Below are 18,477 nucleotides of genomic sequence, written 5' to 3'. Positions count from 1 at the left end.
CTCCACAGACACATGTCCTCCATCAGAGGACTTCCCTTATGTCATTATATATCGAACGATCCACGCGGAATCAACTTGTTTTTTGTTAGTCTAAAAAAAGACTGTCCCTTGAACGGTGATCAACCACCGTTCAACGAGACAGCTTTTCTCCTTTAACGCCACTGCTTCCATTTCACTAGAAGCTGTTGCTTCTTCACTTGTAACAGCGTAACTCCATTTTCGTTTTTATTCTTCTTCTGCCATTCGTAGAAGCTTGTTTGAAAGGTTATGTGATCTTTTTCCCTAAGTCGCTTTAGCTCAAGAAGAAACACCTCTTCCCTTTCTAGCTCATTTTACACTCCCAGTGATTAACAATATTTTCCTTATTTAAGCCCTGATCTTAGTTTACTCATACTCGTTTCTCCCTTGCAATATGATTTCTACAATCTTATCTTTCAGCGCAAAAAAAGCGATTGTCCGCCTGTAGTGGACAATCGCCTTGTTTTGTCTTTAGAGGGGGTCAGGTACCGACCTGACCCCACAAGTAACCTTTTTTCTCTAACAATTCTTCATGCGTACCTTTTTCGATAATCTTCCCCTGATCGAGAGCGATAATCTGATCGGCTCGTTGAATGGTATTCAATCGATGCGCGATAATGAAGCTTGTACGTCCCTCCATTAAGGCCCATAGCGCTTTTTGAATTTGAATTTCAGTTCGTGTATCAATGCTACTCGTTGCTTCATCTAGAATCAAAATGGCTGGATCGGCAAGGACCGCTCTTGCGATGGAAAGAAGCTGCCTTTGACCGTGACTAATGCCTCCCCCGTCCTGATTCAGTACCGTATCATACCCTTCTGATAAACGTGAAATAAACGTGTGCGCATTTGCTACGCGCGCAGCTTCCTCTACTTCTTTGTCAGTCGCATCTAGTCGGCCATAGCGAATGTTTTCGCGAACAGTTCCATTAAACAAAAAGGTGTCTTGCAGCACAAACCCCATGTTTTGCCGCAGGCTTTCCCTTTTCACCTTTGTCACATCGTGATCATCGACTTCAATTTTGCCCCCATTCAGTTCATAGAAGCGCATCAGCAGATTCACGATCGTTGTTTTCCCTGCTCCGGTTGGTCCAATAATCGCAACAGACTCACCAGGCTTCGCTTCAAACGAAATATTCGTCAGTGTCGCGCCGTCTTTTTCATAACCAAACGAAACGTTCTGAAACGCTACCTTCCCTTTTACCTGCTGGAGTACCACCGCGTCTCCTTCATCAGGACGCTCTTCCTTCTCATCAAGAATGTTAAAGACGCGTTCCGCACCGGCGACAGCCGATAGGATTGTATTAAACTGATTGGCCAGGTCATTCAGCGGTCTAGTAAAAAGTCGCGAGTATTGAATAAACGCCACAATGACACCGATTGATACGTAACCATTTAGCGAAAGCAATCCACCTGCAGCTGCAATAAGTAAGAAGCTAAGGTTATTTAAAACATTCATTAATTTCGGGATAAAACCTGAATACGTCATCGCCCAGAACCCCGACGTTCTTAGCGCTTCATTTTTTTCATTCAGTTCCTTCAACACACGTTTTTCTTGAGAAAAAGACTTGATAATTTGCTGTCCTGACAGCGTTTCTTCAATCACGCTATTCATCTCACCAAGGTTTCGCTGCTGCTCTTTAAAATAGTGTCCGGTTCGGTTCGTAATCCATTTCATACCAAGAAACATCAGAGGAATAATGGTGAACGTAATCAACGTTAAGAGTGGGCTTAACCACAGCATGAGGGCAATCGTACCGATAAGCGTAAGGACACTTGAAAAGATTTGAATGACGGAACTATTTAACGTACGACTGACATTTTCAATATCGTTTGTTAACCTGCTCATTAATTCACCGTGCGTTTTCTTATCAAAAAAAGGAATAGGCAGACGATGAAGATGATGAAACAAATCTTTTCTCATACGATAAACCGTTTTCTGTGCAATGCCAATCATCCAGAAATTTTGAAAAAAGGTTGCAGCGGATTGCAGCACGTAGACGGTAACAAGTAGACCTAGAATAAGCAGCAGGCCGTCTAGCTTTCCTGGTACGAGATAGTCATCAATCGCAACGCTCGTTAAATAAGGGCCAAGTAAACTAAACCCCGAACTAAAAACAACCATCACAATAACAAGAAAAAGCCAGCCTTTTTGAATCGATAAATATCTCCATATCCGACCGACCGTTCCTTTAAAATCATCCGGACGTTTCCTCTGCTGTTTAGAGCGTTTTTTGTTTGAGCTCATTGGCGGCCTCCTCTCCGTATTGAGAAACGTAAATCTCTCGATAAACGGAACTGCTATCAAGAAGCTGATCATGGGTTCCTTCCCCAATAATTGCCCCATCCTCGAGAAGAAGAATCTTATCTGCTTCTTTAATCGAACTGATCTTTTGGGCAATTAACAAAATCATGCTTTCCTGTTCCTTCAGGGCTTTTTGCAGTTCTGACTCTGTATGAAGATCAAGGGCACTCGTACTGTCATCTAGAATTAAAATTTCTGGATTTCGAATGAGAGCTCGCGCAATGGATAACCGCTGTTTCTGACCACCAGAAAGGTTAATGCCTTTTTGTCCTAGAACCGTATCATACTGATTCGGAAGCGTCAGAATAAAGGAATGAATCTGAGCCGCTTTAGCTGCGGCCTCCACTTCTTCTATGCTTGCATCCTCTTTTCCCCAGCGAATGTTATCGCCAATCGTTCCACTAAAAAGAACTACTTCCTGCGGGACAACGCCGATACGAGACCTTAATTCATCCAGATGAATGGCCGTCTCGTTAAGCCCATTGAACAAAACGGTTCCTTCTGTCGGTTCATACAACCTAGGAATAAGCTGAATCATCGAAGATTTTCCAGATCCTGTGGCCCCCATGACGCCAATAAGTTGCCCTTTTTCTGCTGTGAAATTAAGATCGCGAAGAACCTCGTCTTCTGAATCTGGATAGCGGAAGCTCACGTGTCGAAACTCAAGTTTCTCAAAAGCGTCCGGCTCAACGCCTGCTTCATTTTCAGCATATGTTTCTGTCTGTAATACTTCCTGCATCCGATGGGCAGAAGCTCTTGCTCTTGATAGAAGCATAAGAATAAACGAAAACATCGTGAGCGCCACCGTAATACGCGTTCCATATGTAATGATCGCTGAAATTCCCCCTACTTGCGCTGTACCTGCAACAACTTTCACGCCGCCAAACCAAATGACAGCCACGATCGCAACATTCATTAGAATTAAGAGTACCGGCGTAGCAAGTTCAATTAAACGGAGAGATGTGACGGTCTGACTCATTAAGTTTTCATTCACCTTTTTAAATCTTTGCTGCTCGTGCTTACTTCTAAGGTAGGCTTTAATCAGTCTAACGCCAACTAAGTTCTCTCTCATGACGCCGTTAACTCGGTCTAGCTTCTCTTGAACGGAGCTGAAAAGCGGAACGCCTTTTTTCATCACAAAATAAAGAAAAACAATGACGAGTGGAATAGCAGCGGTTAACAGGAGAGCAAGTTGTACATCGACAACAAAAGCCATGACGACGCCACCCACAACAAGCAACGGAGCTCGAACCATAATTCGAAGGCCCATAAAAACGACGAGCTGCACCTGATTTACATCGTTCGTCAGTCTTGTTAATAGCGACGATGTTGGAAAACGATTAAAGTCTGCAAAAGCAAACGATTGTACTTTTTCAAACAGAGCCTTTCGTAAATCGAATCCAAAATGCTGACTAACATAGGAGGCGAGATAGGTGTTAATAATCGAAGCCACAAAAGAAATAACTGTTAGAACAATCATCCAGATGCCCAATTCTGTAATTACGCTAAGATTTTCCTTTGCAATCCCGTTATCAATAATGTCCGCCATAAATAACGGCAGCCACAGTTCAACGGCCAATTCAACGAGCATTAAAAGGGCTGCTATTATCGCCGCCACTTTATAAGGTTTTATAAAAGCGAATACGTTTCGCATGGCGCCCTCCCTCATCTTGCGTCCTTTTTTCTTAATTACATATTATACAGGATATTTAGGGGCTCGAACAAAAATGAGCTTTTTCACTAGAGAACTTCCAAAAAGTGCTTTAGATTTGTGTTAGCCCTTATTCATCCAACACAAAAAGCCAGCTCACATCTTGAGCTGGCTTTTATTTAGGCTTTATTACTTTTAGATACGATCATTTCAAGGTCGCCCTCTAACTGACAGTACTTCATTGTTGCGGGAATAATGAGGTGATCGCCTTGCTGAACAGCTTGAGAAGAATCTCCTGATAGGATCACGCCTTCCCCGCTCAGTACACTTACAAGCAAATAAGGGTGTTCTTCCGGAAGAGAATACGTGCCATCAAGCTCCCATTTATAAACCGTAAAATATTCCGACGAGACAAGCTGTACCTGCTTTAATCCATCTTCTTCTGCTACAAGAGGTGAAAATGGTGGATCCTCATGGGGGATCGACGCTACGTCAATTGAACGTTCAATATGAAGCTCGCGTGTATTTCCATTTGCGTCTGTTCGATCATAATCATACACGCGGTATGTTGTATCTGAACTTTGCTGCGTTTCAAGAATCATTGTTCCTGCACCGATCGCATGAATGGTTCCGCTTGGTACAAAGTAAAACTCTCCAGGTTCGATCGGAATACGGCGAAGCAGGTTATCCCAATCCCCAGCCGTAATCAGCTCTTTGAAAGATTCTTTTGACTGAGCGTGATGACCAAAAATCAGTTCAGAGCCTGGGTCACAATCAATAATATACCAGCATTCTGTTTTTCCGTAAGCCTCTCCCTCTACTTCTCTCGCATAGGAGTCATCAGGGTGAACTTGAACCGAAAGATCCTGATCAGCATCCAGAATTTTAACTAAAAGTGGAAAGTGTTCGCCATCTTCGTCACCAAATAATTCACGGTGACTTTCCCAAACTTCATTTAATTTTCTTCCAGCAAGCGGACCATTCCGGACTTCACTTGCACCATTCTGGTGTGCAGAAATCCCCCAACATTCGCCAGTCGTTTCAGTTGGAATCGTATAGCCAAAAACATCTCTCAGCTTCGTTCCCCCCCAAAGACGATCCTTAAATTCAGGTGTTAGAAAAAGTGGTTCGTGTTGATACATCTAACTTCCTCCTACTCTTTTTTCAGCTTTTCCTCATCAAATTTCTGTCGCCCATGCATCGCTGCCCCAATAATGCCAGCTTTATCATGCAGCTGAACGGGTTCGATTGCGACTTTCCCACGAAGTCCTTCATACACGTAGGTATCAACCTTTTTTCGTAACATCGGTAAAAGCATTTCTTTTTCCTGCATCACCCCGCCACCGAGAATAAAGACAGACGGATCAACAGTGTGAACAAGATTGGCGATCCCAATCGCAAGCGCATCTACCGCCTCTTCAATAATCGCCTGGGCTTCTTGGTTTTCTTCTTTAGCAAGTTGAAACACTTCTTCCGCTCCTAAAGATTTGCCAAATCGTGCGTTTGCTTCCCTTGCAATCGACGTACCAGAAGCGAGCGCTTCAAGAGAGCCTGCATTCATATTCGCGTGCTTCTGACCACCAGGCTGGATAATCATATTGCCAATCTCCGCGCTATAGCCGTGTTCGCCTTGCATAAGGCGATTATTTTGCACGTAACCACCGCCAACGCCTGTGCTAACTGTTATGTAAAATGAGCTTTCTCGATCCTTTCCCCCGCCGAATAAGGCTTCACCTAGCGCAGCCGCATCGGCGTCATTGACGAGATACGTGGGAATGCCGATTGCTTCTTCAATCAGTGAGGTAATCGGTACATCTTTCCATCCAGGGAGATTAGGTGGGGATATCACGATTCCTTCAAAAGGATTAAGAGGACCTGGTGAACCAATCCCAATGGAAACCGCAGAATACGCTTTTTTCACTTCTTTTATTAAATTGGTCATTCGCTCAATAATCGATTCGTAGCCCTGTTCGGCTTCTGTCGCTATTTGTTTCACTTGAAGAATTCGTCCGCTCCCATCGACAATTCCAACACGAAGGTTTGTACCCCCAAGGTCTACTCCAATATACACGTTTTCCATTTCTCTACCTCCCTATCACTCTTTCTTATATCCTATCACGAATTCTTGTGTTAGAAGGCGTTGAAAAATATGATAGAATGTCGAAATTTTTCTATGAAAGAACAAGAGAACAGTAAAACGAGTATTGTCATTTTTAAGAAAATTCTTCCTAATCTCCCAACCCTCTGCTAAACTAATAATAAAATGACACAAATCGGGTGACTTCAATGGTTTTTGACGGCATTTTAGTAGCAATTCTTGTCGGATACTTAAGAAAAGGAAGTTTAAAAGGCTTTGCTTATCTCTCATTTCGAGCTGGATGGATCTTTCCACTGCTGCTTGTTATTGAGGTGCTTATCTTTTCCTTTCAATCTACCTATGCATGGATTGGAAAACTAAGCGCACCACTCTTTATGCTGATTTACATCGTCGGACTAACATTTCTTTGGTTAAATCGAAAAATGAACGTTGGGATCATGATTCTTTTCATCGGTGTTCTCTTAAATTTTATCGTCATGGCTCTTAACGGAGGCAGGATGCCTGTATCCCTTGAAGCAGCGAACATTCTTGATCCGGCTTATGCAGAAGCAATTAAAAATGGTCTATACGGCAAGCATGCCGTACTAGCCGAAGGTACTGCATTCTGGTTCCTTGGCGACGTCATTCCGATTACGGACCCTTATCCAAAGGACCAGGTGATCAGTATTGGTGACATAATCATGAATATCGGTATTTTTATTTTCATCCAGCGCGTAATGGTTAAGACCAAACATCCAGAAAACCTCATCCAAACGCCAGCGCCTCAAAAAAGTACTTGAAAGGAGGTGGACATTGATGGAACGGAAAGAGGGAATTAAGCTAACAGGCATTCTTATGAATATTGCTATTATTACTACTGCTGTTATCGCACTAACTTCTGGATTTAAATTGGTTTAATCACAAAGGAGAGGCATTGCTTCTCCTAAAAAAACTAAATTTAAATGAGAGTGATCGAGACATGAAGGGCATCTTTCAGAAATTTACTAATGTTGTAAGTGTATACCTTGCACTCACAACAATCGCAGGAAGTTCTCTTTTCCTTACGCAGTACTTACTGACATTTCATCAAATTAACTGGAGTCTGGCCTTCACGTTCGTTGCGGCAATCCTGTTATTGAATCATTATACAATTCTATTGCCACCAAGCGGGAACTCGCTATCAATGGATTCAGCGATTTATCTGGCAGTCTTATTTGTATTTGATCTCCATATGACGCTAACCCTTTTGCTTGTAACCTCGATCATCTATGCTCTATATAACAAAAAAGTTGTCTGGTGGAAGCATTTATTTAACTTTGCCATTTATAGCATCATGATCATCGGAGCATACGAAGCTTTTATTCTCTCTGGAGGAGCGATCGGCAAGCTCTCATTCTTAAACGTCGCTTCTTATATGCTCTCTCTACTCATTTACTTTAGTTTAAATGTGCTCTTAATAGGTGTTTTCTTTCTTTTATCCGCGACTGAAAACTTAGTTCAGATCGTTCAAGGCATGTTAAAAGAGACAATATCAAGTTATTTCATCACGCTTGTTCTTTCCTTAATTCTCGTTTTATTAATGCAACAACAGATCATTCTAGGAATGGTATTATTTTTATCTGTTGCCGTCCTGCTGTCGGTTTCTTTTAAACAGTATTTCGAACTCTACCAAGAAGTTGCACAAAAAGCGGACATCGATCATCTCACTGAGCTATACAATCACGGCTATTTTAAATCGATTTTAGAGAACGAAATAAAAACGGCAAAAGCAACAGGACAGCCTTTATCAATCGGGTTAATCGATCTTGACGATTTCAAAAAATACAACGACCAGTTCGGTCATTTACAAGGGGATAAGCTTCTCAAACACTTCGGGGCAGAACTGAAAAGAAATGGGCAAGACGTGTTTACGGCGGCTCGCTACGGTGGAGAAGAATTTGCACTATTAATGCCCGAGAAAACGGAACGAGAAGCCTATCACATCATCAATCACTTTCGAAAAGAAGTAAACGACCATTATTTTGAGGGTGTCGAAGTTCTTCCACATGGCTGTTTATCATTCTCTGCAGGTGTTATTCAGTACAACCGGGATATGTACGATTCATCAGAGGTACTCGAAAAAGCGGATCAAGCCATGTATTTTGCCAAAACAAAAGGCAAGAATTATGTTTGTGTTTATGATGCGAATCACGTACCTACCAAAACGTTTTACAACCATAAAGAAATGGAACTGTTAGAGCAACAATTAAAGCTCTTTCTCTCTAAAGACGTCTATACGTATAAACACAGCAAGAGAGTCCATGAGTATGCGATTGAGTTTAGCAATAAATTAACATTACATGCGAATGATCAGAAAACGCTTGTGATGGGGGCATTGATACACGATATCGGGAAGCTTGAAATTCCCCGTGACGTGATTAACAAAAAGGGAAAACTGACGAAAGATGAATGGGAGATGGTTCAAAAGCACGTCACATGGGGAAGGGAGATTGTGTCAACAAATCGCGAACTCCACGACCTCCTCCCCCTCATCGAGCTCCACCATGAACGATATGATGGAAAAGGTTATCCTTTTGGCTTAAGCGGTGAAGAGATTCCGAAACTTGTACGCGTGTTAACGATTATTGATTCATTTGATGCCATGACAACGGAACGCCCCTACCAAAAAACAAAATCGATTAGCGAAGCGATCGATGAGCTAGAGAAATGTGCAGGCACACAGTTTGATCCTGAACTCGTCCATGCATTTATTAAGATGATTAAAGAAAATCCGGCGTTAAATGACAATCCAATTCAAATCTCTATGTAAATGAGCGAATGCCGAAGCATTCGCTCATTTTTACTGTTAAAAGGCATGAACTGTTTCCTTACACCTTTTATGTTTGTCTTAACTGATTGAGAAATGAAAGCAGCCTGCTTCACTTTTCCCAACAAATATGTAAGCATAACGAGTCGATTACCACATCGGCTCGTTACGATCGGTAACATGATAAAAAAAAGGTAAAATGCCAATTGAAGCAACAGCCATCGCGAGTTCAAACGGAACAATAATGGAAAGTGGGAAACCAAATGCAAGCATCGGTAGCCAGAAAACGGCGACAATACTCGGGATCACGGCCAGATTATTCCGAGTCCTTCGCGTAGGATACTGCTTACTACCGCAATATGGACAAACGTTGTAATGTTTAAAATGAATCACCGCGCGAAATGTTTCTTTCCACGTCCATTCTGTATGACATTGTTGACAGGTAGCCATGTTCATTCCCCCTTACTCTTTATACGAGTGTCGCTCGCCCAGGGTTTCGAAATGGAAAAAAGCTGAACGGCTCAGCTTTTAGAATGATCATGTGCGTGTCCTTCTAAATCGGAAAGAGTGTGAATCATTATCTTAATAGCATCTCGAATACTCGTAAATGGAAAACCCGTATGTGCGGAATGATGAAGCGTCATCTCAAAAGTTGGCGGCACATGAACGAATCCAGCAGGAATAGAGAGGTTCCTTTGTTCAAGAGCATAAAGCACGCTATACATGACGTTATTGCAGAGGTAGGTTCCAGCTGTATTGGATATTTCTGCAGGGATGCCGTTCTGTACAAGCGCATCCGTCATTTTTTTCACAGGTAGCGTTGAAAAATAAGCAGCTGGTCCTCCTTCAACAATCGGTTGGTCTTCAGGAGCATGTCCTGCGTTATCCTCTACACTGTCATTGACGTTAATCGCAATCCGCTCTGGCGTGATCTTCGTTCGATTTGCAGCGAGCCCCAGCATAATGACCGCAAACGGCTCACACTGTTCAACATATTCAATCAGCATTTCTGCCGCTCGTTCATAATCAACAGGCAACACGCGCGAAATAATTTCAAATCCACCAATCGTTTCTTCATCCAATTCCATGACAATCTGCTCGGTCGGGTTGTGTCGATGCTCAAGAAAAGGTTCAATTCCAGTTAACAATAAAGGTTTCACTCTACTCTCCCCTTTCGCTTTTAACCAGTCATGGTAAAGATACAAATCTCCTATATTACCTTTCTATAACCTTTTTTCATGAGATTTAACCTAGAAAATTTAGTATTTTTTTACCATAGTCACAAAAGTGATCTTCTATTGAGAAGTTCTTCACGTTCTAAGTTCTAAATGAAGGGATTTCTTTATTAAATCACGAAACTCTGTCGTGTAAGGTTTATCTAAACAAAAGGAGGCAACACCGTATGTCTTTTTCTAAACTTGTTTTCACGCCACTCAGCTACACCGGCTGGGGTTCACTTGAACAGCTTTTACCTGAAGTGGAGAAGCACTCTCCGGAGCGTATTCTTGTTGTGACGGATCCCGTTTTAGATGATATCGGTCTCGTTGACCGCGTTCGGATACCATTAGCGGATGCAGGATATACCGTCGAAATTTATACAGATATTGTTCCTGAACCGCCTCTTGCCACCGGGGAAAAGCTCGTTAACTACACGAAAGAAAATAAATTCGACCTCATCATTGGACTTGGTGGAGGAAGTGCCTTAGATCTCGCCAAGTTAACGGCGGTTCTTTCAGCCCATGAAGGAACCGCTTCTGATTATCTAAATTTATCAGGAAGGAGACAAATTACAGAAAAAGGCCTCCCTAAAATTCTGATTCCTACAACGGCAGGGACTGGTTCTGAAGTAACCAACATCGCCGTGCTCTCTCTTGAAAGCTCAAAAGATGTGGTGACACACGACTATCTTCTCGCAGATGCAGCGATTGTTGATCCAGAACTAACCATTTCTGTTCCGGCAAAGGTTACCGCAGCAACAGGTGTTGATGCCCTTACCCATGCGATTGAAGCTTACGTCTCGGTCAACGCGAGTCCAACGACGGATGGACTTGCCTTACAAGCAATCCGGTTAATTAGCCGCTCCATCAGATGCGCCGTTTCTAACGGCGAGGATCGAGAAGCTCGAATCGATATGAGTAACGGAAGCTATATCGCGGGTCTTGCTTTTTTTAACGCTGGTGTGGCGGGCGTTCATGCCCTCGCTTACCCTCTTGGTGGCCAGTTTCATATCGCTCACGGTGATTCCAATGCCGTTCTTCTTCCTTACGTAATGGGGTATATCCGAAAAAGCTGTCCGAAGCGAATGGGTGATATATTAAATGCGCTTGGTGGTAACTCACAATTCCTTTCTGAAGAAGAAGCATCGTATGAATGTGTACGTCAGTTAGAAAGGCTCGTTCAAGACGTAGGCATCCCAGGGACTCTTGGTGGATTCGATATTCCAACTTCTGCTCTTGAATCCCTGACGGAAGATGGATTGAAGCAGAAAAGATTGCTGGCTAGGAGTCCTCTACCTCTTTACGAAGCAGATATTCGTGCCATCTATCAATCTGCTTTTAATGGAAAAGTTGTCGAAGCGTCACTTGCGAATATTCAACACCCCTAAAGAAATCAATCATAACGTCTGCTTAGCGGACGTTATGATTGATTTCGCTCTCCTTAGGGAACACCACTTAAAACGGAACTAGGTGGTGTCATACTTGGGTTACTTCTTATTACTTATTCTTACTCTTGCGATCATGATCTTTCTAATAAGAGTTCCGCTAACCGATCGCTTCCCTCCAGCGATTCGCAAAATGGGCGTGATCTTCCTTGCATTTATTTCGCTTATCTTTCTCGCATTATTGATCGCTTCTTTTATACAATGATTCAAAAGGCGAAAGTGTCCACGGTGGGAGGACACTTTCGCCTTTTTGTTTGTGAAGGGGGTCAGGCTCGAGCCTGACCCCCTTTAACCTCCAACCTCCTATCTTCAAACAAACGTCGTTGCTAAATAAATCACCACCGGCATCGTAGCTAAGCTCGAAACGGTGGAAACAAGCGTTGCACTTGAAACATTTTGAGGTTCCGTATGAAACTGAATCGCGTACATCGTCGTATTGGCAGCCGTTGGAGTTGCGGCCATAATGATCATAATTTGCTTCGTTAATGGATCAACCGGCATGAGTAAAACAATTCCAGCTGCAATAAGCGGCGCAATCATTAATTTAAGCGATAACGCCGTTGAGAGCTTTCGCCAATCAATCACGCGCAACCGAATATTGGCAAGCTGCATACCAAGCGTCACCATAATAACGGGAATCGCTGCGTCCGCTATCAAATCCACGCCATCACGGATCGTGCCGAGCGGAATGTGTAACCATTGAAACAAGATGCCCACAATGGCACCGTATACCATCGGCATTTTCCGAACCGCTCTAAGGGCCGCTTTTACCCCGTCGTGATCCGGACTTCCTTTTGCCGCATAATAGACGCCAAGGGTGCTCATTAACAACTGCTGGAGCACCATTAACACAATCGCTGTTTCCATCCCGACCGTTCCAAATAGAAACAGAACAAGCGGTGTGCCATAATTTCCATTATTCATAAATGCACTCGATAAAACCAAACCGCACCGTTCTGATTCGGTATAGCCGTATATTTTCGATAAAATGCTCACAATTGCAATAAGTGCAAAGCACAGACCAAGCATGTAGATCGATAAATACCCGTAGGATGAATCAATTTCTTGTTCATAGAACGTCCGAAAAACAAGAAGCGGCACGAGCACATATAAAGCGAGATTCGAAAGCACTTTCGTCTCTAATTTTAAAAAGTGCTGCGCAAGATACCCGACGCCAAATACGAAAAAGATCGGTAGCAGTATGGTTATGATTGACATCTTCATTCTCCTTCAGCTTCTAAAAGCGATAGCGTCCTATGACAGGATGAAAAGGGACCCGATTCAATTTATCGGCCCCCTGTCTACCCTCATCCGTTAAAAACGATAATTTTTTCTTCTGTCATTTCTTCAATCGCATAGCGTGGACCTTCTTTGCCCGTTCCACTTTTCTTCACCCCACCGTATGGCATATGATCAACGCGATAGCCTGACGTATCATTAATAATCAGTCCACCTACATGAACCTCATTGATCGCTTTTAACGTAAAGGCGAGGTCATTCGTAAAGAGTCCAGCTTGAAGACCATACTCTGAATCATTCACTCTCGCAATCACTTCGTCTGTTGAGCGGTACGTGCTAACCGCTACGACCGGACCAAAGAGTTCTTGACGACAGACCTTCATATCATCATTTACATTCGTTAAAATAGTAGGTTGATAGAATACACCATCTCGTTTTCCACCCGTTTCAATCACAGCTCCCTGCTCAACCGCTTCGTTTACCCAGCTCTCTACTCGAATCGCTTCGCGCTCAGCAATCATCGGGCCGATATCAGTCGCTGCATCCATTGGATCACCTAAAACAAGTCCTTCTGTTACTTCCTTCATTTTTGCAAGGAACGGCTCGTAAATATCTTCATGTACATAGACGCGTTGGACTGAGATACAAACCTGACCTGCGTTGTTAAAACTTTTTTGTGCTGACTGCGTTGCGGCTGTCTCAACATCTGCGTCATGATGCACAATCGTTGCTGAATTGTTTCCTAGCTCTAATGCCACTTTGCGTAGTCCAGCTCTTTCTCGAATTAGCTGGCCAACACGCGGGCTTCCCGTAAACGTAAACATATTCACATCTTGATTCGAAAGAAGCCATTCGCCTACCGTTGCTCCCTCTCCCGTAATCAAGTTCAGGCGTCCTGCTGGCAGTCCCGCTTCTTCAAATATTTCCGTTAAAAGAATCGCACATACCGGCGTCACTTCAGCTGGTTTTAAAACAACGCTGTTTCCTGCTGCAAGCGCAGGGCCAATTTTGTGGCATACAAGATTCAGTGGTACGTTAAATGGTGTGATTGCAGCAACAACACCGATTGGAAAGCGTCGTGTGTAAGCCTGACGCTGTTCAGATCCAGGCGCAGCTTCCACAGGAATCCCTTCTCCGTGTATCCGCTTTGCTTCTTCTGCCGAAACTTCTAATGTTAAAGCGGCTCTACCTACTTCACCTTTACACTCTGCTAAAGGCTTTCCAACTTCCTTCGCAAGCACTTCTCCAAGCTCATCCTGACGAGCTCGAAGTGTTGCGGCAGCTTTAATCAAAACAGTGTACCGATTGTAAGGCGAAAAGGGGGTTTTCAAAGCTGTCTTAGCAGCTTGCACCGCATCCTTTACGTCCTGTTCTTCAGCTGTAGCCGTATTCGCTGCTACTTCCTGCGTATATTTATTTAAAACGGCATCCGTTGCTGTTTTTTCACGCCATTCCCCATTAATATATAACCCATATGTTCTTACTGAAGTTTGTGTAGCCACGTTAACATCATCCTCCTTTTTTATAACGTTACGACCTTTTTATCTGACAAAAGTTCTTCTGCTTTACCCCTGCTACCAAATACGCGAATCTTTTCTTGTACTTTTTCTTTCATGCGTAAGCGACCACGGCCAAGTGAACTTGCGAGCACAATATCATCCGGATTTTCTGAAAAGGCTTCTTGAACGCCTCTCGTAAATGCCTGACGAAGCTCTGTGTCCACATTGATTTTCGCAATTCCAAGTGAAATCGCCCGTTGCACTTGTTCATCTGGCACATCTGATCCACCATGAAGAACGACAGGACGCTGAACGGCATCAACAATTTCTTTCAATCGTTCAAAACGTAGGTTAGGTGTTTCTTTATAAATCCCGTGAGCCGTTCCGATTGATACCGCAAGATAATCAACATCAGTTGCTTCAACAAAAGCTACGGCTTCTTCGGTTGTTGTAATCAGCGCATCCTTTTCATCAACTGTAATGTCATCTTCCGTGCCACCAATTTTACCGATTTCTCCTTCAGAGCCAATACCAAGGGCCCTTGCAATGTCGACAACTTTTTTCGTTGTCGCCGTGTTTTGTTCAAACGATAAACCGGAACCATCAAACATGACGGATTGGAAACCCATTTGCACAGCTTGCATCGTTTGCTCAAACTGACGGCTGTGATCAAGATGAATTGCGACTGGAACATCAAATTCTTTTTCATACGTATCAATCAGAACTTTTAATGCTTCCATGCCTAGCGTTTGAATGACTTTTTGTCCTACTTGAATCATAATGGGTGCTTTTTCCTCTGCAGCTGCCTCGAAAATGGCAAGCACGGTTTCCGCGTTATGTGCGCTAAATGCCCCTACCCCATATCCATTTTGAAAAGCATGATCCAGCATTGTTTTTCCGTTAATAAATGGCATCACCATTTCTCCCTTCTATCGCTTCAATTCAATATTGTAATGGTACTGATCACTTCGATACTTCGTTTTTGTATACTCGATTGGGTGATCATTCAATCCAAAGCTGAGACGAGTCATTTCAAGTAGCGCCTCACCCGGGCGGATGGCCAATGAATCAGCTTCGTCAATCGTGGCGTTAATTGCCGCAATTCGCTCCTGCGCTTTGTTTAAATAAACCTGATAGTTTTCTAGAATTTCATAGTATTTTGCTTCATTTAAATCATGTTGTATCAGAAGCTTTCCGATCGGCTCTGGCCAGCACGTTCGTTCAAGCGCCACAGGCGTCTCATCAGCGAAGCGAATGCGTTCAACAAGAAGAACCGGAGCTCCTTCAGCAACTTGAAGCATCTCATTTTCAAGATACAGATTCGTCTTGAATTCTGCCCTTATTAACCTAGACGAAGGAATCTGGCCTTTTTCCATCACTTCTTCAGCAAACCCTTTAAGCTGGCCAAGATTTCCTACAAGCTGATGGGGCTTTACAATCGTGCCATGTCCCTGCTTTTTTTCAAGCAGTCCATTTTGAACAAGAATCGTAATTGCCTGACGAATCGTCGTCCGACTTACACCGAATTCTTTAATCAGTGCTTGCTCTGTTGGAATAATGGTATTGGGTTTCCAGGTTCCGCTCTGAATGCGATCAATGAGCACATCCTTAACTTGAAGGTAGAGCGCCTCTCCGGCCGGATTAATCGACATACACTTCAGTCCTTTGTAAGGGAGGAGGGTATGCGATAATCTCTTCTCCAATGAGCGGTTTTAGCCACTCAAAATACCTTTTTCGATCTTCAATGAATGCATCAGGCATGACCCGTTCTCCAGCAGCCACCACTTTTTTAAGCTCAATTGGTCGCATTCTCACTGAATAGCGGGAATGTTTATTCCTTTGAATAGACACCATTACGCTTGAAACACCTTCACGTATCCATTTGCCTCCAACGCTTCCGACTAGATAAGCTTCTTCTCTGTCCACGTCCGAAACGACTGCAGAGAAGCTGCGTTGATTCATGCCAAGAAGCTCTGCTCTGGTCATCACGTTTAACTCACTTTTTAAAAAGCGCGCGATCTCATTTGAGATTCCCCCAAGTACTGCTCTACCACCGATCTTTTCTCTCGCCACTTGACCTGTTTTGCCTAGACTAACGCCCTCACTAACAACGATTGTGGCATAGCCAAAGCGGTTCAGTGCCGTATTTACGTTGTCAAGAAGTCTATCTGACTGAATAGACCGCTCTGGTATGGCGATAAAGTGAGGACCTTCTTCTTCATATTCCTGAAGAAGGCCAGAAGCAGCGGCCAACCACCCTGCATTTCTTCCCATTGTCTCCAGTACTCGAACTTTCTCAAAGTTTTGCATCGACGCAAGATCCCGACTCATATCTCGCGTTGCCTGAGCAACATATCGTGCTGAACTTCCAAACCCAGGCGCATGATCCGTCCCGCCAAGGTCGTTATCGACCGTTTTAGGAAGCCCGAGTACCTGAAGCGAAATGTTTTGTCTTCTTGCTTCCGCTTCTACTTTCGCTAACGCTTCCATCGTTCCGTTACCTCCGATAAAAACAAGCACTTCAACACCATGGGCGTGAAGCAAGCGCACGCCATTTTCAATTTGCTCATCTGTAAGTGGAAAACGTCCGGATCCGAGGCACGCACCTGGCACATCGCGATGAAGTTGAATGCGACCAAGCATCTCTTTATCACCATCAAGATACGTACCGTGCGCTAATCCTTCATAACCATTTTGTATAAACAGCAGAGAATGATCTCGTTCGATCTCTTTCACAAACCCTGCGAGGGTAGCATTTATGACGGCCGTAGGTCCCCCGGCCTGACCAATAGCGACCTTTTTCATGCAACTGTCTCCCTTCAGTTCTTTGTATAGACCGTCGTCTTCAGACCAAGCTGCTTTCCAAGTTCAACGAGCTCATCGGCTACATCATCATAAATAATGGCGTAGTGTGGTTCGAAGCCTTCTTCCATTAACCCATATAACGTGTCATTGATTTCGGTTTCAAGTTCCACTTCAACAGACGTTCCATTGAAACGCTGAGGCGTATCGAGTGCGTTTCCTCGCATCACAAGCAAGCGATATCCTTCTGGCGTATAGCCAACGCGGAACATCGTCACGCGACCTGGTTTTAATCCAAATTCCATCGTAAAGCCTAGCTTTCGGTTTGGATGAACGCCTGGGCGTGCACCTTGATCAGGATGGGCGAGCGAATAAGCGCCAGCACCGCAATGCCAGAACACAACCGAATTACTTGCTTCATTGACGTGAACCATATCGCCAAGATACGGCGCACTTCCTGTTAGCTGTTGCAGAATAAACATCGATACTGAACCGTGAATATCGGATTCACACGATGACACAACGCCGTCCTCAGTAAATTGAGAAAGGGTTGAACATGCCGCAGCACCAAGCTCATTGAAAAAGTCTGGCCAGCAGCGGATCGCAAGCGCTGATACGTCTTCTGCATCAATTTGTTCCTGAACATACGTCGTAAACTGAGCAAATCGCTGTACCGTTTCTTCATTCCGATTTAGCCCAATCACCTGTTGCTCTGCTCGTTCAATCGCGCCTTCCCATTTTTCACGAGGTAGCTTAACGCATTCTTCAAATGCTTTGTTTAAATCGAAGTTTTTCACCGTTACGCCAAGTTGTTTTTGAAGCGCTTCTTCATCCGTTCCTGAGAAGAAAAAGCCTGGTGGATGTTCTCCAATCACACCAATTGTAAGACCTTTCAGATCTTCAATTACTTTTTGCACTTTGAGCTGAACCTTAATTCGTTTCTGGACTTGAGCTTCATCTCCGTTCCCAAATACAAAGCTAAATGGATGATTTGCGCATCGAAGCACATGACTCGTGCTGTTTCCACCAGTTAATGAATTTAAGCGAAGTCGTCCTCCCACACTTGGCTCACGAACGGACCAGACAATAACAGGGGCTTCCACTTTTTTAATAAGCGCTTCAACAAATTCTCCATCCGCAAACGTCACGCTCTGATAGATACTTGCAATAATCTCTTCGCTGTTAACGTTTTCAAGAAAAGCTTCTAAGTCTTCAGGCGACGTGATGATCTCCTCTGGCTCAATCACATTTTCAGTGACGCTATGAAGAAATTCTGAACTTTTCTTTCGCTGTAGCTCTCCTGCTTCTAGATCAAACGTTTTTCTCCCAATTGGTACGTAAAGAATACTCGTTTTTGGCACGATTGGTCACAACCTTTCTTCTCTGTTTGTTGGTAATACTATACCATACATTATTATGTT

General features: G+C 43.6%; 16 protein-coding genes. 4 read left to right on the top strand and 12 right to left on the bottom strand.

The window, feature by feature from the left end; all coding sequences use genetic code 11:
• Window positions 1-499: 499 nt before the first annotated feature.
• The 4 genes from LC090_RS03310 to LC090_RS03295 form a co-directional block, all read right to left on the bottom strand.
• Window positions 500-2,263 carry an ABC transporter ATP-binding protein gene (locus tag LC090_RS03310; RefSeq protein WP_226655244.1) on the bottom strand — a complete coding sequence of 588 codons (1,764 nt, stop codon included), beginning with the start codon at window positions 2,261-2,263 and terminating at the stop codon, window positions 500-502.
• Entirely contained in the window at window positions 2,238-3,974 is a 1,737-nt protein-coding gene (locus LC090_RS03305) for an ABC transporter ATP-binding protein (protein ID WP_226655242.1), read from the bottom strand. Before LC090_RS03305 ends, LC090_RS03310 begins: the two co-directional genes overlap by 26 nt.
• Before the next feature lie 176 nt (window positions 3,975-4,150).
• Window positions 4,151-5,113, bottom strand: coding sequence for a mannose-6-phosphate isomerase, class I (manA, locus tag LC090_RS03300; RefSeq protein WP_226655240.1), 963 nt, complete (start codon window positions 5,111-5,113; stop codon window positions 4,151-4,153).
• Between the two features lie 11 nt (window positions 5,114-5,124).
• Window positions 5,125-6,051, bottom strand: coding sequence for an ROK family protein (locus LC090_RS03295; protein ID WP_226655238.1), 927 nt, complete (start codon window positions 6,049-6,051; stop codon window positions 5,125-5,127).
• A gap of 206 nt (window positions 6,052-6,257) precedes the next feature.
• Between LC090_RS03295 and LC090_RS03290 the strand changes: the two genes are divergently transcribed.
• Both LC090_RS03290 and LC090_RS03285 read left to right on the top strand, forming a co-directional pair.
• Complete coding sequence (locus tag LC090_RS03290) at window positions 6,258-6,848, top strand: DUF5317 domain-containing protein (RefSeq protein ID WP_226655236.1); 591 nt, start codon at window positions 6,258-6,260, stop codon at window positions 6,846-6,848.
• Between the two features lie 179 nt (window positions 6,849-7,027).
• Window positions 7,028-8,857 (top strand): diguanylate cyclase, encoded by a 1,830-nt coding sequence (locus LC090_RS03285; RefSeq protein ID WP_226655234.1) that lies wholly within the window; start codon window positions 7,028-7,030, stop codon window positions 8,855-8,857.
• 147 nt (window positions 8,858-9,004) lie between these two features.
• On the opposite strand, the gene LC090_RS03280 is transcribed toward LC090_RS03285, so the two are convergent.
• Both LC090_RS03280 and LC090_RS03275 read right to left on the bottom strand, forming a co-directional pair.
• Window positions 9,005-9,304: a TIGR04104 family putative zinc finger protein gene (locus LC090_RS03280; RefSeq protein ID WP_226655232.1), complete on the bottom strand. Its 300-nt coding sequence runs from the start codon at window positions 9,302-9,304 to the stop codon at window positions 9,005-9,007.
• A gap of 71 nt (window positions 9,305-9,375) precedes the next feature.
• Window positions 9,376-10,014, bottom strand: coding sequence for a pyroglutamyl-peptidase I (locus tag LC090_RS03275; RefSeq protein ID WP_226655230.1), 639 nt, complete (start codon window positions 10,012-10,014; stop codon window positions 9,376-9,378).
• 242 nt (window positions 10,015-10,256) lie between these two features.
• On the opposite strand from LC090_RS03275, the gene LC090_RS03270 reads away from it, so the two are divergent.
• Entirely contained in the window at window positions 10,257-11,459 is a 1,203-nt protein-coding gene (locus tag LC090_RS03270) for an iron-containing alcohol dehydrogenase (protein WP_226655227.1), read from the top strand.
• Between the two features lie 94 nt (window positions 11,460-11,553).
• Window positions 11,554-11,721, top strand: a complete 168-nt coding sequence (locus LC090_RS03265; protein WP_226655225.1) for a hypothetical protein — start codon at window positions 11,554-11,556, stop codon at window positions 11,719-11,721.
• 104 nt (window positions 11,722-11,825) lie between these two features.
• Here LC090_RS03265 and LC090_RS03260 read toward each other — a convergent pair whose 3' ends face one another.
• The 6 genes from LC090_RS03260 to sftI form a co-directional block, all read right to left on the bottom strand.
• Window positions 11,826-12,734: an AEC family transporter gene (locus LC090_RS03260; RefSeq protein WP_226655223.1), complete on the bottom strand. Its 909-nt coding sequence runs from the start codon at window positions 12,732-12,734 to the stop codon at window positions 11,826-11,828.
• Between the two features lie 89 nt (window positions 12,735-12,823).
• Window positions 12,824-14,257, bottom strand: a complete 1,434-nt coding sequence (locus tag LC090_RS03255; RefSeq protein WP_226655221.1) for an aldehyde dehydrogenase family protein — start codon at window positions 14,255-14,257, stop codon at window positions 12,824-12,826.
• Window positions 14,258-14,277: 20 nt separating this feature from the next.
• On the bottom strand, window positions 14,278-15,168 hold the full coding sequence (locus LC090_RS03250; RefSeq protein ID WP_226655218.1) for a class II fructose-bisphosphate aldolase: 891 nt from the start codon (window positions 15,166-15,168) through the stop codon (window positions 14,278-14,280).
• Between the two features lie 15 nt (window positions 15,169-15,183).
• Complete coding sequence (locus LC090_RS03245; protein WP_226655216.1) at window positions 15,184-15,906, bottom strand: GntR family transcriptional regulator; 723 nt, start codon at window positions 15,904-15,906, stop codon at window positions 15,184-15,186.
• Entirely contained in the window at window positions 15,896-17,059 is a 1,164-nt protein-coding gene (locus LC090_RS03240) for a diphosphate--fructose-6-phosphate 1-phosphotransferase (RefSeq protein WP_226655214.1), read from the bottom strand. The genes LC090_RS03245 and LC090_RS03240 overlap by 11 nt, the downstream gene beginning before the upstream one ends.
• A gap of 14 nt (window positions 17,060-17,073) precedes the next feature.
• Window positions 17,074-18,417 carry a sulfoquinovose isomerase gene (sftI, locus tag LC090_RS03235; protein ID WP_226655212.1) on the bottom strand — a complete coding sequence of 448 codons (1,344 nt, stop codon included), beginning with the start codon at window positions 18,415-18,417 and terminating at the stop codon, window positions 17,074-17,076.
• Window positions 18,418-18,477 lie beyond the last annotated feature (60 nt).

It is taken from the genome of Guptibacillus hwajinpoensis, assembly GCF_020524165.1.
Classification (GTDB): Bacteria; Bacillota; Bacilli; order Bacillales; family Guptibacillaceae; genus Guptibacillus; species Guptibacillus hwajinpoensis_D.
The sequence above is the reverse complement of the archived record's forward strand: the minus strand, read 5'-3'. Positions and strand labels throughout refer to the sequence as shown.

Excerpts from the sequence above, each read along its gene's own strand:
- LC090_RS03270 (WP_226655227.1), top strand. The coding sequence starts at position 10,257 with ATGTCTTTTTCTAAACTTGTTTTCACGCCACTCAGCTACACCGGCTGG.
- LC090_RS03260 (WP_226655223.1), bottom strand. The coding sequence starts at position 12,734 with ATGTCAATCATAACCATACTGCTACCGATCTTTTTCGTATTTGGCGTC.
- LC090_RS03280 (WP_226655232.1), bottom strand. The coding sequence starts at position 9,304 with ATGGCTACCTGTCAACAATGTCATACAGAATGGACGTGGAAAGAAACA.
- LC090_RS03290 (WP_226655236.1), top strand. The coding sequence starts at position 6,258 with ATGGTTTTTGACGGCATTTTAGTAGCAATTCTTGTCGGATACTTAAGA.
- LC090_RS03305 (WP_226655242.1), bottom strand. The coding sequence starts at position 3,974 with ATGCGAAACGTATTCGCTTTTATAAAACCTTATAAAGTGGCGGCGATA.
- LC090_RS03240 (WP_226655214.1), bottom strand. The coding sequence starts at position 17,059 with ATGAAAAAGGTCGCTATTGGTCAGGCCGGGGGACCTACGGCCGTCATA.
- LC090_RS03250 (WP_226655218.1), bottom strand. The coding sequence starts at position 15,168 with ATGCCATTTATTAACGGAAAAACAATGCTGGATCATGCTTTTCAAAAT.
- LC090_RS03245 (WP_226655216.1), bottom strand. The coding sequence starts at position 15,906 with ATGTCGATTAATCCGGCCGGAGAGGCGCTCTACCTTCAAGTTAAGGAT.
- LC090_RS03310 (WP_226655244.1), bottom strand. The coding sequence starts at position 2,263 with ATGAGCTCAAACAAAAAACGCTCTAAACAGCAGAGGAAACGTCCGGAT.
- LC090_RS03295 (WP_226655238.1), bottom strand. The coding sequence starts at position 6,051 with ATGGAAAACGTGTATATTGGAGTAGACCTTGGGGGTACAAACCTTCGT.
- LC090_RS03285 (WP_226655234.1), top strand. The coding sequence starts at position 7,028 with ATGAAGGGCATCTTTCAGAAATTTACTAATGTTGTAAGTGTATACCTT.
- manA (WP_226655240.1), bottom strand. The coding sequence starts at position 5,113 with ATGTATCAACACGAACCACTTTTTCTAACACCTGAATTTAAGGATCGT.